Genomic DNA, 16,239 nt, shown 5'->3' on the forward strand with positions numbered 1-16,239 from the left:
GGTTGCTTCGATAGTTTTCCTTGCAGCCTCAACCGATAGAAACTGCTTCAGTCGCATTTGATAACAAGTGCGGTGCCAGTGAACGCCCAAAAAGCGGCTGGAAAGCGATCTGCGTCGGAACGCCACACTTTGTTACCGTTTTCACGAGCGATTGACGCGCGTTCATGTTTCACCCAAGTACCGCCTCTTCCCAACGGTGCCCCAAATCGCACAAGGAGAGACACAGAGTGCGCGTGAACGCACACCTGTGACAGGCGTGGCTGACATGCCGGGTGGCCTAGCTTCTGGGTCGCGAAACCTGTCTCGGGTTGCCGGCCTGATCGGCGATTTCCCCAAAGCCTTGACGATTTTCGCTACGGTTCTGCACGACGGCGTAGCGGAGATGAACCGACAGGACTACATCTGGTGCAGCCACATCGACGGGACGGCCGCTTGCTTTCCACGGTCACTCTGACGATGTGCCAGTATCGAGATGACCGAAGCGATCACCGTGTAGGTCAAGGTCACCGCTGCCCGGGAAAGCGACTCGCGACGACAAGGCCTTGGTATACGCCACTCGTTCGTCTTCGGAACTAAATTCGAGCGGACGTTTGGTCTGCAGTTCATGGATCGACTGGATACCGTTGTGATCCATGTATTCGACCAAACCGTCAACCAAGCTGCGAATCACATCGGGCCCGTTGCGGTAGAGTTCCGACGTCACCATAACGGCGTCAGCACCGGCCAACAGAGCACGAATCACGTCTTCGACGGTGCCAATCCCGCCGCATGCAGCTAATGACATCGCAGGACATGACGCATGAACTCGCATGATCGAGCCGAGTGAGCCGACGATGCTGCCCGGTTCGGTCAGCCCCCAGGAGTGACGGACGGTCAGCGAATCCAAGCAGATTTCGACATTCGGCTTGCGACCATACAGCACCAATCCTTGGCACCCTGAAACCAAGTGACGAGCAAGGTGAGCGACGCTGGTGTATTCGCGTTCGAGCTTCAGAAAAAGCGGAATTGAGATCGCGTTATTGATCGACACGACCAACCGGACCAGCGACTCTTCGATCTCGCGGGGTCCTGCGTCAATCAACCCGTCGGAATGATGAACAGCCAGTTCGATCGCCGCCGCGCCTGCTTCTTCGACTTCGCCTGCAAAGTCCAACCAATTGCCGTCACTTTCGCCATTGAGGCTGGCGATGACGGGAATGTTCAATTGTGCGCTGGCGCGATTGACGATCGCCAGGTACGTGTCAGCATCTTTGCAGGTCGAGTAGTCCTGCATCCGTTCGCTCCGCTGGCTAAGCTGCAGTTCCCGTTCGCTGAGTTCGATTCCTCGAGTTTGATTCCAGTGAACGATCTGCTCTTCGAACAACGACGGAAGCACGATCGCGCCAGCCCCAGCCGACTCGATCGCCACCCGAGTCTGATCTTGTGAGGTCAGCGGACACGCACCGACGATGATGGGCGAAGCCAACGTTAAGCTTCCGTAGCGGGTCGTCAAATCAATGGTCATGACACTCTCCTTCGCTGATCTAGCCGGATTAAATGCAATCGACGCCCACGCCGAGGAACTGATGCGAACCGAGTGATATTAGAGCCGATTGACAATTGCGATGCCAAACGCAAATCCCACGACTCGAAACTTCCAGCCGAGGTCTTTGGCATCACATTCTCTAGCAACAATTCTCTAGCAACGCATTCGGTTACGGCCTCTCACTCATCGCGGCGATGATGCCGCGATATCCAAACGCTGCAGGGTGCGTGCCGAAGAACGTACTTCGTGGTGCTGCCCAGCAACATTTCGCCAATTAGGCTGTGTCCCGCATCGCCGACCACGACCAAGTCATCGTGATTGGTTTCGGCGGCCGTTGCGATCGCGTCGCCAATGTGGTGTACACGCGGCACCTGCAACGAGACGTTAGGCAGCGTCTGGGCAATCTCGCCAGACATTCGCTCACCTTCTAGACGAATTTTTTCAGCCACCTCGATTTCAAGCTGAGCCGTGATCGCCGAAAACGACTCGTCAAAATAGGCATAAGGCTGCGCCGCCACACTGATCAACGAAACTTCCGTTTTGGAATCCCAGTTGAGCGACAGTTGTTCGGAAACCGCTTCTCGTGAACCATCCGATCCGTCATACGCAATCAACAACTTGGGCGGGACGCCCATCACCGGCGCATCTTCTTTGGCATTGGCACGAACGACCAATACCGAGCAAGTTGCGTGCGTGGCGACGCTGTCCGACGTGCTGCCCAACAGCAACCGGTGCAGCGTCGTATGTCCTTTGGCGCCGACCACGATCAAATCAGCCCCAATCCGCTCGGCCTCGTCCAAAATCCCAGGCACCGGGTCACCCAACGACATGCCGATCGAAACGGTTTCGCAGACGTCGGCCAGCATCGCTCGAATGGGTTCTTGAAACGCCGCAACGCGTTCGGTCTCGCGTTTCGACCACTCGGGATACCACGGCTCGACGCCGCTACTGTGCGGATAGCCGGGTGCAAAAGAAACGGAAAAAACAGTCACATCAAACTTCTCTTTGCCTGCCAGTTGGCTCAAGAACTTTGCCGCCACCACTGCATTGGTCGACCCATCGGTTGCCAATAAGACTTTCATAGTTGTTGCTCCCAAGGATGCACCAGCGGTGCCATTTCGTAAGCGGCTCGGCGTTTTCCGCGAGTCGCAGGTTTTCAAAGGTGTGCAACTGCACGCGCTGTGCCGATTGTGCGACACACCACGGTTAATCTCTGCAAAACCGTCAAAGCCAGTGTGAATCGCAAATGGTCGAATTATCGAAGCACCAGCCGAGTGAGCAGTGCAGTGCATCACCGAGACGTATTGTCGCGCATTTACAGCCCTCTCGCCTGCTTCGAATTCGGATTCACGCAAAAAAAGAGAATGTTTGTTTGATCGCCAGCCATACGGTCTAGACCATGATTGCATCATTCGGATAGTACGAACTGTGCAGCGGGAATGATGGCCAAACGGCAGTTTCCGATTCGAACCGTTCACCCAGCCAACTTGGCGGAGCCGATTTGCTAGTAGGCATCGACAGCAACGGACCAGTCATCCCCCAAGCGTCTCGGCGACGAGACCTATTCTCATTTCCCGAGAGGCAACCATGGCACACGCGCTGATAACCGGCGGTACCGGCTTTATCGGTCGCAACCTGGTCAAGCTTCTGATCCAGCGGGGCGACGACGTAACGTGCTTGGTCCGTTCCAAGTCGAGCCTCGACTCATTGGAATGGGCTTCGAGCGCCGGGAAATCGCCTCGACTGGTTTTCGGCGACGTGACCGACCGCCTTTCTGTTCGCGCCGCAGTTCAGGACGTCGACGTCGTCTATCACCTGGCCGGCGTAACGAAAGCGTTTCGCAAGTCCGCTCTATTGCCGGTCAACCAATCGGGTGTCGAACATGTTGCCGAAGCGTGTTCGGCGCAATCGGGGAAGACGACTCTCGTTCTCGTTTCTTCGCTTGCCGCGGCAGGCCCGTCGGTCGACGGGAAGCCCAAAGTCGAATCGGATCGCTGGAACCCGGTGTCGAACTACGGACTCAGCAAATTGGCCGGCGAAATTGCGGCTCGCCGGTACGCCGGCGAAGTACCAACAACCATTGTTCGCCCGCCGATCGTGATGGGCGAAGGGGACAGCGACGGGCTTGAATCTTTCAAGAGCATCTCCAACTGGGGCGTCCACCTCAGTCCAGGAATGAACCCAGAAAATAACCACGTTTCACTGATCGACGCAAAAGACTTAGCCACCGCGCTGACATTAGTGGCCGAAAAGGGCGAGCGGGTTGGATCGAAGGGTGCCGACACTTCGGCCGGCGTTTATTTTGCCGCCGCCGACGAGATGCCAACCTACTCGGAACTTGGCCGAATGATCGGCCGCGCCGTCGGTCGCCCCAATGCCGTTGTCGTTCAGATTCCACACGCCCTGGTCTGGGCAGTCGCAGGCATTAGCGACATCGCGGGACGCATTCGCCGCCGCCCCAATATTTTGAACTGGGACAAGGCTCGCGAGGCGGTGTCCGGTTCATGGACTTGTTCTGCTGAAAAGCTGCGGCGAGACACCGGATTTGAACCGGCGCAGCCGATGTCGCTGCGACTTCGTCAGACCGCCGAATGGTATTTCTGCAATGGCTGGTTGACGGCCAGCCCAATCATCCCGATTCCACGCCGACCAACGAGTCTGGAACAGATCGGTAAAGCAGGCCACAAAAAGCTGAGCGATTCCTAATCAGCACCCCCGCTGAAGTATCGCTGGGATTCCACAGCGTTCGGCGCGAGCCATCGCGTGCAGTGACACTGGGGGGGGTAATCGATGCCGCACTACGCCGCCCCGGAGGGAGTCTCGGCCGGCCACTTGCCAGAGCACCATAGCCTGTCAATTGCCCCTTCAAACGCAGTGGAAAACGACCGCGAATCACCGATCGCTCGATCGCCATGCTTGACATTGTGCAGGGGGGCCGTGAAATTGACGGGGTTCTAGGTGTCGAGGTTTCGCGCCGCCTATCGAGATCCACTCCTTCTGCGATCGGTAACCATGCTCCTAATTGCCCCGTCGTTCGACATGTTGGCCCAGCAAAAACTGCCCAACTCGGCCATGTTCGGATTGATTTTGGCCGCCGTCTTTTTCGGGTTGCTGCTGATCTTCTTTTTCGTGTTTGCACGGTACTTTGGCCTATGGATTCAGGCCAAACTGACTCGTTCGAACATCTCGTTCTTCAATTTGCTGGGCATGACGTTCCGCAAAGTGAACACTCGCGCAATCGTCCGCAGCAAAATCATGGCGACCCAGGCCGGGTTGGTGGATCCAGATTTGACCAGCGAGGCACTTGAGGCTCACTACTTAGCAGGCGGAAATGTCCAGCAGGTCATTCGAGCGCTGATCGCGGCCAAAAAAGCAAAAACGATTTCGCTGACGTTCCGCGAAGCCTCCGCGATCGACTTGGCCGGTCGGGACGTCTTGGAAGCGGTAAAAACCAGCGTGTATCCGAAAGTCATCGATTGCCCGCCGCGTGGAGCCGCCAAGCCATCGCTCGACGCGGTTGCGAAGGACGGTATCCAATTAAAGGTCAAGGCACGTGTAACGGTGCGAGCCAACTTGCAACAGTTGATTGGTGGTGCGACCGAAGAAACGATCATCGCGCGAGTCGGCGAAGGTATCGTCAGTGCGATCGGAAGTGCGGCCAGTCACAAAGCGGTGCTGGAAAACCCAGACGTGATCAGCAAAGCGGTGCTGGCCAAGCGACTCGATTCGCAAACCGCATTCGAAATCGTCTCGATCGACATCGCTGACATCGACGTGGGTGCGAATATCGGCGCTCGTTTGCAGGCCGACCAAGCCGAGGCGGATACGCAAGTTGCTCGCGCACGGGCCGAAGGCAAACGTGCCGCCGCGGTCGCCGAGGAACAAGAAAACCAGGCCAAGATTCAAGAGAGCAAGGCACAAGTGGTACTAGCCCAAGCTGCCGTTCCTCGCGCGATGGCCGAGGCGTTTCGCAGTGGCAACTTGAACATTCTGGATTATTACAAGCTTCAAAATGTGAACGCTGACACTGAAATGCGTCGATCGCTGTCGTTAAGTGCCACCGCGTCGGCCGAGTCTCGCGAACCGACCGGCTCTTAATTCTCAATTGCTGTCACGAGCTTTACGGTCATCGCGGCCTATTGTCTTTCAATACTTCACCACTTCGCAAAAGCCAATTCACATGTCGGGCGATCTCGAAGACTTTCTGCGACGTGCTGCCCAACGAAGGCAAGCGAAAGCGGCAGAGCAGGCCGATTCAGCTTCGGTCCGTCGACCACCCCAATATTCGGACAGCCGATCTGAGCGCAACCCACAAATCGAGGACATCGACGAAATACTGACAGCGGAAATCGTCGAAGAAGACGACGGATCCTCGATCGCAGCGCGGATGCATCGACTCGAAGAAGCTAAACGAGTGGCCAGCGAGCTGGAAAAAGCGTCAGCGGCTCAAATGCGAAAGGCGCGCGGCATGCTACCTCGCCAAAAATTGGAAACCAAAGCGTTCACCGGAAACCCAGTCCAAGACTTGCTCGATGCGCTGCAGCGTCCGGGCGGAGTTCAACAAGCGATTTTGCTCAAAGAAATTCTCGATCGTCCGGTAGATCGTTGGTAGTCGATTCGAACCTGCAAAATCCCGACTCGCCCAACGACAGCTCGACTTCTTATCGTGTGTTGATCGGCGTCTGCACGTTAAATGAAGTCGACAACATCGAGACGATGGTGACTCGATTGCGGGCTGCAATTCCCACAGCCGATATCCTTGTTGTTGACGACCGATCCACCGATGGCACATCGCAAAAAGTCGAAGCCATGGTCAACCAAGACGATCAGGTTGCCTTGATCATTCGCCAAGACCGTGGCCTGGGTGGCGCAATTAGGCACGCGATGCAAGCAGCGGTCGATGGCGGCTATGACTTTTTCTTGAACCTGGATGGCGACCTGAGTCATGACCCCGACCAATTGTCGGCACTGCTTCGCCGCGCGACAAGCGCCCCGACCGTCGACGTGGTGATCGGGTCTCGATATGTCGACGGTGGATCAATCACCGGCTGGCCGCTTCGACGCCGCATGATGAGCCGGATGGTGAACAAGTTTGCGACGTTGTGCCTGCGGTTGCCGGTCAAGGACTGCAGCGGTTCGATGCGTTGCTATCGAGTTTCAACGCTAAAACGAATGGGATTAGAAACTCTTCGCAGCAACGGCTACGCTGTTTTGGAAGAGATCCTTGTGCGGCTGAATCGTGACGGCGCCGCCATGGCAGAAGTCCCGATCACGTTTACCGATCGCACGATGGGCGAGAGCAAGTTGACGATCCGCGAAGCGGCCCGTTCGACTGGGCAAATGCTGGCGATGGCTCTAAAACGCGAAACGAACTAACTAAGTTGTCGTTTTTTGTACCTTTTTGGACGAAAAATGACTTCTTCGTTAGAATACAGGCACTTCCCTTTTCTTAGCTGACCGAACTCCGATTGAACTCGGTCACGCCGCTTCTGTCTGGTTTCACTATGTCGCCCGTAATCTCTCGACGCACTGCGCTTCGTGGCCTTGGCACCGCGGTAGCGCTGCCGTGGTTGGAGGCAATGCATCGAACGACCGCGATTGCAGCAACGCCCGCCAAACCACCTGTCCGGATGGGGTTTTTCTACGTGCCCAACGGCGTTCACATGCCCGAATGGCGTCCCAGTGATGGGAAGCCTAGCGATGAGCAGCCGAGTGATCCCAAACGCAGAATCAGCGAACATGCACTGACGAATTTGCCAGCGATCTTGAAACCGCTCGAGCAAAATAAAGTCTCCGATCATGTCGTCGTGCTCAGCAACCTTGAAGCCAAGCACTGTTTCGCCAAAGGTGCCGGACACGAACCGGCTGGCGGCGGCTTCTTGGTCGGCGCTCAATGCAAACACTCCGAAGAACCCGAAGTCGGCGGCATCTCGGTCGATCAACTCGCTGCGCGCAAGATTGGCGTGCGCACACCGGTCGATTCGCTTGCCCTCGGTATCGACCCGGGCCACCGCGGCGACCACGGATTTAGCGGAACGTATCTGTCGCACATCTCGTGGCGCACCCGCACGATGCCGTCCACGTTGGAATTGAATCCAAAAGAACTTTTCACTCGCTTGTTCCGGAACTCAAAACCGCGACGGCCCAATTGGAATGCTGCGCCGGTTGCCGAATCAATCACGGACACAGATCCCGTTCGCGCCAGCATCCTGGATTTGATCCAGGAAGACACACGTTCGTTGCAACGTCAACTTGGGTTCGCCGACCAACGGCGGCTAGAAGAATACCTCGAGGGATTGCGTGGTATTGAAAAGCGAATCGCCACACACGAAGCCGACCCGCAGTCGCATCACCACCGGTCATTCAATGAAGATCCGACAAATCGCGCGCTGCATGACGGCGAATCGGCCGACCACATTCCCGAGCTGATCATTCCCGACGGACGCGGCATCCCCGCGGTCTACTCCGAACACGTTGATCTGATGCTGGACATCATGACATTGGCTTTTCAAACCGATACGACGCGAATCTCGTCGTTCATGTTCTCGTACGAAAAGTCAGGTCGTTCCTATCCGGATATCGAAGCTCCCGGATCGCATCACTCAACGTCTCACCATCAAGACCAAGCCGCCAAACACGCCGAGCTTGTCCGCATCAACGCGCACCATGTTGAACTGTTCGCTCGGATGCTGCATCGCATGTCGCAAATCGACGAGGGTGGCTCGACCCTGCTCGACAACGTCGCACTGCTTTACGGCAGCGGCATCAGCGATGGAAACAAACACAACCACGATGACTTGCCTGTCATGGTGGCGGGTGGTGGCGGTGGCTCGTTTCGCGGCGGACGCCACGTCTCGCTCGACAAACCTACGCCAATTTGCAACGTGTACTTGGAAATGCTGCGTGCGGCGGGCATCAACCAAGAATCGTTCGGCGACAGCACGGACGGGTTCTCGAAACTGACCTGATATGAATCGTTTGTTGCCTGAGTTTACGTGCTGTATCTCTCCGTGTCGTGTCTCTGCGCGGTTTATCCTTACACGTCGTATCTTGGGGTCGTTCTTTCTGCTGACCGGCTTGGCTTTTCCTGCATGGTCCGACGAGAGCGAACTTGCGTTGTCGTGGGACCGCACGATCCAGCCCCTGGTCGGTCGGCACTGCTACCACTGCCATCGCGATAGCGACGTCAGTGGCAACGTGAATTTGCAGCGAGACGAAAACCCTCGCATGATCGTCCGCAACCGCAAGAAATGGGAAACCGTTCTGCAAGTGTTGCGATCCGAAGAAATGCCGCCTGAAGAGGGGCGGACCCTTAAGTCCGAAGATCGCGAAAAAATCATCACCTTTCTAGACACGCAGCTAGGTGAAATCGACTGCAGTACGTTGAAAGATCCCGGCACACCAGCGGCCCGCCGTTTGACTCGGCATGAGTACAACCTAGCGGTCGAAGACCTAACCGGATTGCCGATCCGGCCAGCGACTAATTTCCCCCCCGAACCCATCAGCTTTGGTTTTGTCGGAATCGGCGCAGCAACAGGATTGACGCCCGTCGAAGTCAACCACTATTACGCCGCAGCCGACTCGGTCGCCGACGCACTGGTGCTGGCAGCCGAGACGGACAAGAAACTCAGTGATCATTTCTTTGGCCCGTATGAAGACTTTGATCAAGACTCGGATCAAGCTCCTAAACACAAATCCGCATCGGATCGACTGCGTCGGTTCGCCGACCGTGCATTCCGGCGTCCGGCCGACCAATCGTTCCTGGATGGACTCGATCTGATCTACCTGCAATCCATCCAGCACAGCGAACAGGACGCAGCAAACAGCGACATTACTGTCACCAACGATGAAAGGCACGTTCGGGCAATGCGCGACGCGATGTCCGCAGTATTGATGTCGCCACGGTTCTTCATGCGAATCGAGACACCGCCCGGCAATCCCGGAATCGATGATCCTACTATTGCCGAAGCCTACCCAGTCGATGCCTACGACTATGCGTCGCGATTGAGCTATTTCTTGTGGTCCTCGCCACCAGACGAAGAGTTACGGCAATTAGCCGAGACTGGACAACTGACGGATCCGGTGATTGCCAAACAGCAGGTCGAGAGAATGTTAAAGGACCGCCGGACGGCCGACGGATTGGTGCGAGGTTTTTTTGCTCAGTGGTTACAGTTTGATCGGTTGCCGACGCATCAAGTCGACTCCACTGCCTTTCCGGAAGCAACCACGTCGATGTTGCGATCGATGCGCCGGGAAGTCGAACGCGTGTTGACAGAGATCATCCGCAAGAATCGACCGATCACCGACATCATCGACTGCAACTACACCTTCGTCGATACACGTCTTGCCGATTTCTATGGGCTTACGCCAATCAACGAACCAGGATTCCACCGCGTCTCGCTAAGCGATCGACGTCGCGGCGGCCTCGTAGTTTCAGCGGCGCTGCTGACATTGCAATCGGATCCGGCGCGAACCAACGTTCCCCGACGAGGTAACTACATTGCCGGCACCTTCTTTGGCGACCCGCCACCTCCGCCACCGCCCGATGTTCCTGAATTGATAACCGATGACGAAAACGCCAAGTCGGTGACACTGCGAGAGCTATTGGAAAAGCATCGCGAAAGTCCGCAGTGTGCAACGTGTCATGCCCAAATGGATCCCATTGGATTCGCGCTGGAAAACTACGATGCCATCGGACGCTGGCGGACCGAGGATGCTGGACAACCGATCGACCCTTCGGGCGAACTACCCAACGATGTTAAATTCAGCGGGCCCGAAGGCTTGAAGGATTTGTTACTGGCTCGAAAAGAAGACATGTCCAAGGCTCTGATCGAAAACCTGATGATTTACGCGCTCGGTCGCGGGCCACGCGAAGTCGATCCCTGCGTGGTTGAGGACGCACTTGATTCGCTAGCCGAGAACGAAGACCGATTCTCATCACTGATTCTAACGATCACCCAGAGTTTCCCGTTCACCCATCGATCCGACTTTGCTTTTTAGGCTTCCATGACTCATCGACTGAGCATCGCGTGATCAATGATTCGGTCAAACTCTGTTGGGGGTAGTTTCGACTTGGAGTGGAATCGCAACCCAGGGTGTGTTAGCTACGAAGCGCCCCTGGCGCCAAGGAATCTAAAGCCGTTGGCGTATCAGTCCAGTCGTAGGCATTGTGAGCTTGGCGTAACCGGTGCAATGATCATTTTCTTTGCGAAACGTAATGTATAATTGTCGTAGAGCGTGATATTCACCTGAACTCGACAAAGGTTAACTGATGCCGGCTTCCTATTCTCGACGAACGGTCCTGCGTGGCATCGGAACTGCGGTCGCGTTGCCCTTGTTGGATGTGATGTCGCCAACACGCTTGCTATCGGCGGCAAGTCCATCGTCGGGACCGCCGCTTCGGATGGGTTTCTTTTACGTCCCCAACGGCATGCACATGCCCGATTGGACGCCATCGAAAGAAGGCTTCAAGTTTGATCTTCCACCGACGCTTGCAAAGCTTGCCGATCATCAAGACGAGATCAACGTTCTGTCGGGACTGACGCTCGACGGTGCTCGCGCCCACGGTGACGGCGGCGGTGACCATGCACGTAGCGTCGCCGCTTTTTTGACGGGCGCTCATCCACGCAAAACCAACGGCGCCGACATTCAAAACGGAATCTCTGTCGACCAAATGACGGCGAAGTACGTTGGCGACTCAACTCGGTTTTCGTCACTGGAACTCGGGTTGGAAGCGAGTGCCCAGGCTGGCAATTGCGACAGCGGATACAGTTGTGCTTACGCATCGAACATGTCGTGGCGAGGGCCGACCAATCCGATGTCCAAAGAGATTGATCCCGGCGCGTTGTTCGACCGACTGTTCGCTGGACAAGTGGTCAAGGAAACCAAGCAAGCTAAAAGCGTTCGCGAAAAGTATCGAAAGAGCATTCTGGACTTTGTCCTTGAAGACGCCAATCGACTGCATAAGACATTGCCTGCCATTGATCAGCGAAAGCTCGACGAATACCTGTATTCGGTTCGCGACGTTGAAAAACGAATTGGCGGTGTTGAACGCCTGCGAATGACCGAAGACGGTGTTCCCGATTATCCGCGCCCCAGTGGCGTGCCGAAGGAACTGAGCAAGCACTGCGAGTTGATGATGGACATGGTGACGCTTGCTTATCAAACCGACAGCACGCGAATTTTGTCGTTCATGTTCACCAACGCCGGCAGCAACCGCAGCTATCCCGAAATTGGTGTCAGCGAGGGGCACCACGAAACATCGCACCACGGAAAGAGCGAACACAAGCAAGCGAACATCGCCAAGATTAATCGTTTTCACATCGAACGGTTTGCCTATCTGCTGGACCGAATGAAGCAAACGCCCGAAGGCAATGGCAGCCTGCTGGACAACTGCATGTTGGTCTATGGCAGCGGAATCAGCGACGGCGATCGCCACAACCACGACAATCTGCCGATCTTGCTGGCCGGCGCCGCCGGGGGGAAAATCAAGACGGGGCGTCACATCCAGTACGGCAAAGACACACCGCTTTGCAATCTTTATGTGTGGATGATGCAGCAGATGGGCGCCAAGACCGACCAGTTCGGCGACAGCAACGGTTCGCTCGGCCAACTGAGTTAGCCACCGCGTTATTTGTGATCACCGGATGGCAAAGCCTCACTTGGGTTGCTGCAACTTGATCTGCAAGCGAAGCGGCGAGTTGGCGGAAAGCGAGACTCCGATCGTTTGATCACTTTGCAGTTCGATCGGATTCGCGTCCTGATCGATGGCTGATTGAATACCTCGTCGAACACGGATCGTGATTGCTTGATCACGTTTGGAACTCAGCGATACGTCGACGGTGCGATTGCCAAAATCCCAGCGTAGCGATTCAACGACGACTCCGTTGCGACCGCAAACGCCACGGATCTGGCCGGTAACAAACGACTCGTCCAGGGCAGGCAACAACTCGACTTCCCCCGGTTTGGTGTAGACCAACATTTCCATCACCACCGCCGGCAAGGCGTTTAGCATGTCCGAGTTGTAGATCCGACCGGGATTGTGGAACGTGAATAAGCTTGGCAACAGATAGCCGTTGCTGAGCATGAAACGCAAATTGCCAGCGACGAGGCCTGCGTCTTTTAGCCGTGCCGCAATCAGGGCCATGTGAGTCAGTCCGTGGGCAGAACCATTTCCGCGTCCACGGTTCTTGGCCGCTTTGGTTGCGGCAGCAAACAGATCCGGCGTTGCTTCGGGATTGATCTCATGCCCGGGCCAAACCGGATACAGGTGCGAGACATGGCGGTGGTCATTGTTGTCTTCCAATGTCGGCCACGCCCATTCTTTCAGCGCGCCATCATCGGCGATCAAGTACGGCGGCAACTCATTCAACATTTTTTCATAAGTGGAAATCTGCTCGGCAGACAAACTTGATTTTGATTTCAAGTCGAGCAAATGACGCAGCGATTCTTTCGCACACGCGATGTCCATGGTCGCATTGATCGCGACGGCACATCCGGTATTGAGCGGACGGTTTTCGGGTGAATAGGATGGCACGAATACGCGGTGCCCATCATCGTCGCGGACTTGCAAGAAACTGTCATAAAACGCCGCGATTTCTTTCATGATCGGCAGCAAGTGGTCTCGCAGATAGACGTCATCGCCCGTCGTTTCATAATGTTCCCACATCGGCAGCACCATCCACTCGGCGCCCGCCGTCCAAGCATGCCCAGGGAACGTTTTCGAAAAGTGAGTGTGCAGATTGTGCCGCCCATCGGTTCGCGAACCGGAAAGCACACCTCGACAACCAAACAGGTTGGTCGCGTTGGTCTTCCAGTCATCGACCAATCCCAACACCAGCCGATCGTAACTGCGGATCGCTTCGGGCAGGTTACCCAAGTTCGCGGCTGCGATTTGCAGGTTCACATTCGCATCGAGCGTAAAGTCGCCTGACCATTCGGGACGCCAATTACCATTCCAAATGCTCATCAGATTTGGCGGCCATTCGCCAGACGAACTGATCAGGGTGTAACGCCCCATGTCGAACATCTTCTGCAGCAAGGCGGGCTGGATCTTTTCATCGGCCGTCTGTTTTTGCAGCGATATCAACGACTCGGCGCTCAGCGAAACTTCATCGACGCTCACGGCACCAAGTTGCAAATCAACTCGTCGGAACATTTCGCCGTGAACATCGGCGTGACGACGCAGTCGCTGATCGTAATCCGCGTTGATCGCAGCCAATGATCGACCAAGCTCGGCAAGCGACTCGCCCGCTTCATCGAACTTTTCCAGCGATTCCACTTTGACCAACAGCACCACTTCGGCGGCATCAAAATGAACGGCCGCGTCGGCTTGCTCGGCGATCGTCGAAGTGCCGCCCTTTGTCACCACACGGACGAGCGTCTGGTAGCCACGATCGGACCTTTGATACTTGCACCGGTAACTCAACGAGTCGTCGGTGGCAGCGATCACCGGGTTCCGATAGCCGCCGCCCTTCTCGTCGACACGTTTATTCCTCGGTCGCGAGTCTTGGTTGACCAGCTTGATGTTTCCAGCAACGGGCTTACCGTCGGCGGCTGAGATTCGAATCACGATGACCTGATCAGGTCGCGACACAAACGTCTGGCGAACAAAATCTCGCCCGCCTGATCGCCAATGCACGGCGACTTCGCCGGTTTCAAAATCGGTGGACCGCCAATAATGGGTCACGCCGCTATCGGTTTCATGGGTAGTGGCATTTTGGGTACCAGTGTCTTGGTCGATCAACAACGAACAGGCCGGGTGATACGGGTCCGTCCACTGGATCCCCGGAAACCCGGCGTCGATCGCCGCTTGATAGGCATAGGCATAGGCTTCTTTGTATAGGCCCGCCATCAACAATCGCCGCGTCTCTGGCAGCGCGGCCGAGATATCCGGCACCGGACAAGGCACATCGAGTAGCGGTTCGTACAGCCGTTCGTGGTTCAGCACGATGCGTTCTTGGGCGGGCACTCCGAACACCATCGCTCCCATCGTTCCATTGCCCGTGACCAAGGCTTCTTGCCAACGGGCAGCCGGCTGGTCGCTGTACATGCCGCGATCGGGAAGCTGATCTGCCGGCGGAACGTACGCTGTGCTTTGTGCCTGAGCCGACAAGGTCAAGAAGCAGACAGAGGCAACAAGTGCGAATCCGCCGTGCAACGAGTTCAAGAAAATACGCGAGTACGACAACACAAACAGTTCCAATAAAGAGGCCATTAAACAATCCTGCGACAGCTCAATTTGATTTGATGGTAGCGAATCTCGCCAAGGGCTTGTCGATTGATTAGCCGTTTAGCAATAGCCTTGTTTTGTTTCCCTGCGGACCGGGGTGATCGCCCAAGCGGCTAATTCCAACGTTCCAAACTGCACTTGATCGACAAACGCGTCAAGACATCCGACAAGCGGATACGAAGGATCCAGCGGGAAGTAACGGCCTGATTTACCGCAGCTTTCCGTGCGTTCCTAAACCGTATGTCTTGACGATCTGCGTTAGGCAAGCCCCAAACAGAATTGTGATCGACACCGTCGTGACGATCGAAACAGAGCTCGAAAACTAGACACATGTCCACAATTCGGGGATGCCCCAAACAAGGGTCTGAATTCGTTGACTTCGCGATCAGCGGTGAAGTTGCTAATCTTTACAGCATGATTACCTATCAACTCAAAGGCCCAACCGGGCTGTCAGCTCTGCAACCGACCGTGCTTCCCGATCCGGAACCCGGACCGCGAGACGTCTTGGTTCAGTCCATGGCTTGGTCGCTGAATTACCGCGACTTGGCGATGCCCGCCGGCGGTTATGTCCGCAATGACAAAGTCAAACAGAATCCACCGTTGGTTCCGTTATCGGACATGGCCGGACGTGTCATTGCCGTCGGATCCGACGTGACGAAGTTTCGTGTTGGCGATCGGGTGATGGCCAACTTTTTTCGCGATTGGGTAGACGGCGACTTGACATCCGAGCAAATCGGCACGGCGCTTGGCGGCGCGATCGACGGCGTGCTGTCCGAGAAAGTTTGCTTGCCCGACCACGGTTGGGTTAAAACGCCGGACTCGTTAACGGATTTCGAAGCCGCAACGTTGCCCTGTGCCGCGGTCACGGCTTGGCATTCTTTTGAGCTGGGCCAATTGCGAATGGGACAAACGGTCCTGTTGTTGGGTACTGGCGGAGTGTCAATCTTTGCATTGCAGTTGGCGAAAGCTGCTGGAGCTAAAGTCATCATCACCAGCAGCAGTGACGCAAAGCTCACCAAAGCTGCCGAAATGGGCGCCGACGAGACGATCAACTACAAGGAATTTCCCGAGTGGCATGAACGAGTCTTAGAAATCACCGGTGGCGTCGGTGTCGATCATGTGATCGAAGTCGGCGGTGCGGGGACGTTGGAGCGATCGCTGGCGTCGACTCGCGTCAGCGGCACCATCTCATTGATCGGAATTTTGACGGGACGCGTCGAAAAGAATCCATCGATGATGCCAGCTTTGTTCAACCGCATCACCGTACGCGGCATCTATGTAGGCAGTCGGCGAATGTTTGAAGACCTCTGCCGTGCGATTGAGATCAACCAGATCAGTCCGGTCATCGACCGCACGTTTGCGTTCGAGGAAGCGCGAGCGGCGTATGAACATCTGCAAAGTGGCAAACACTTTGGCAAGGTCGTCATTCGCGCGCCCGAATGAGCTTTCACCAATTTCGAAATTGTTTGCTCGGCTGGGTTGG

Annotated in this window: 11 protein-coding genes; 8 read left to right on the forward strand and 3 right to left on the reverse strand. The window is 55.9% G+C overall.

Translation table 11 applies throughout. The features are described 5' to 3' along the window. Positions 1-445: 445 nt before the first annotated feature. Together Poly59_RS07435 and Poly59_RS07440 are read right to left on the reverse strand one after the other, a co-directional pair. On the reverse strand, positions 446-1,504 hold the full coding sequence (locus Poly59_RS07435; RefSeq protein ID WP_146533477.1) for a beta/alpha barrel domain-containing protein: 1,059 nt from the start codon (positions 1,502-1,504) through the stop codon (positions 446-448). A gap of 200 nt (positions 1,505-1,704) precedes the next feature. After that, positions 1,705-2,607 (reverse strand): universal stress protein, encoded by a 903-nt coding sequence (locus Poly59_RS07440; protein WP_186776082.1) that lies wholly within the window; start codon positions 2,605-2,607, stop codon positions 1,705-1,707. A 505-nt stretch (positions 2,608-3,112) separates the two neighbouring features. On the opposite strand from Poly59_RS07440, the gene Poly59_RS07445 reads away from it, so the two are divergent. From Poly59_RS07445 to Poly59_RS07475, 7 genes are all read left to right on the forward strand, one after another. Beyond that, positions 3,113-4,231, forward strand: coding sequence for an NAD-dependent epimerase/dehydratase family protein (locus Poly59_RS07445; RefSeq protein ID WP_146533479.1), 1,119 nt, complete (start codon positions 3,113-3,115; stop codon positions 4,229-4,231). A 333-nt stretch (positions 4,232-4,564) separates the two neighbouring features. Next, positions 4,565-5,623 (forward strand): flotillin-like protein FloA, encoded by a 1,059-nt coding sequence (floA, locus tag Poly59_RS07450; protein ID WP_146534389.1) that lies wholly within the window; start codon positions 4,565-4,567, stop codon positions 5,621-5,623. Between the two features lie 82 nt (positions 5,624-5,705). Further along, complete coding sequence (locus tag Poly59_RS07455) at positions 5,706-6,137, forward strand: hypothetical protein (RefSeq protein WP_146533480.1); 432 nt, start codon at positions 5,706-5,708, stop codon at positions 6,135-6,137. Continuing rightward, the gene (locus Poly59_RS07460) at positions 6,131-6,901 is read left to right on the forward strand and encodes a polyprenol monophosphomannose synthase (protein ID WP_246151469.1); all 771 of its coding nucleotides are present in this window, start codon (positions 6,131-6,133) and stop codon (positions 6,899-6,901) included. The genes Poly59_RS07455 and Poly59_RS07460 overlap by 7 nt, the downstream gene beginning before the upstream one ends. A 128-nt stretch (positions 6,902-7,029) precedes the next feature. Next, positions 7,030-8,493, forward strand: a complete 1,464-nt coding sequence (locus Poly59_RS07465) for a DUF1552 domain-containing protein (protein WP_146533481.1) — start codon at positions 7,030-7,032, stop codon at positions 8,491-8,493. A gap of 1 nt (position 8,494) precedes the next feature. Further along, positions 8,495-10,525: a DUF1592 domain-containing protein gene (locus tag Poly59_RS07470; RefSeq protein ID WP_146533482.1), complete on the forward strand. Its 2,031-nt coding sequence runs from the start codon at positions 8,495-8,497 to the stop codon at positions 10,523-10,525. A gap of 271 nt (positions 10,526-10,796) precedes the next feature. Continuing rightward, complete coding sequence (locus Poly59_RS07475; RefSeq protein ID WP_146533483.1) at positions 10,797-12,146, forward strand: DUF1552 domain-containing protein; 1,350 nt, start codon at positions 10,797-10,799, stop codon at positions 12,144-12,146. Positions 12,147-12,182: 36 nt separating this feature from the next. Here Poly59_RS07475 and Poly59_RS07480 read toward each other — a convergent pair whose 3' ends face one another. Then, positions 12,183-14,741 carry a glycosyl hydrolase family 95 catalytic domain-containing protein gene (locus Poly59_RS07480; protein ID WP_146533484.1) on the reverse strand — a complete coding sequence of 853 codons (2,559 nt, stop codon included), beginning with the start codon at positions 14,739-14,741 and terminating at the stop codon, positions 12,183-12,185. Positions 14,742-15,086: 345 nt separating this feature from the next. On the opposite strand from Poly59_RS07480, the gene Poly59_RS07485 reads away from it, so the two are divergent. Further along, the gene (locus Poly59_RS07485) at positions 15,087-16,199 is read left to right on the forward strand and encodes a zinc-dependent alcohol dehydrogenase family protein (RefSeq protein ID WP_246151470.1); all 1,113 of its coding nucleotides are present in this window, start codon (positions 15,087-15,089) and stop codon (positions 16,197-16,199) included. Positions 16,200-16,239: the final 40 nt, after the last annotated feature.

Source organism: Rubripirellula reticaptiva (genome assembly GCF_007860175.1).
Lineage (GTDB): Bacteria > Planctomycetota > Planctomycetia > Pirellulales > Pirellulaceae > Rubripirellula > Rubripirellula reticaptiva.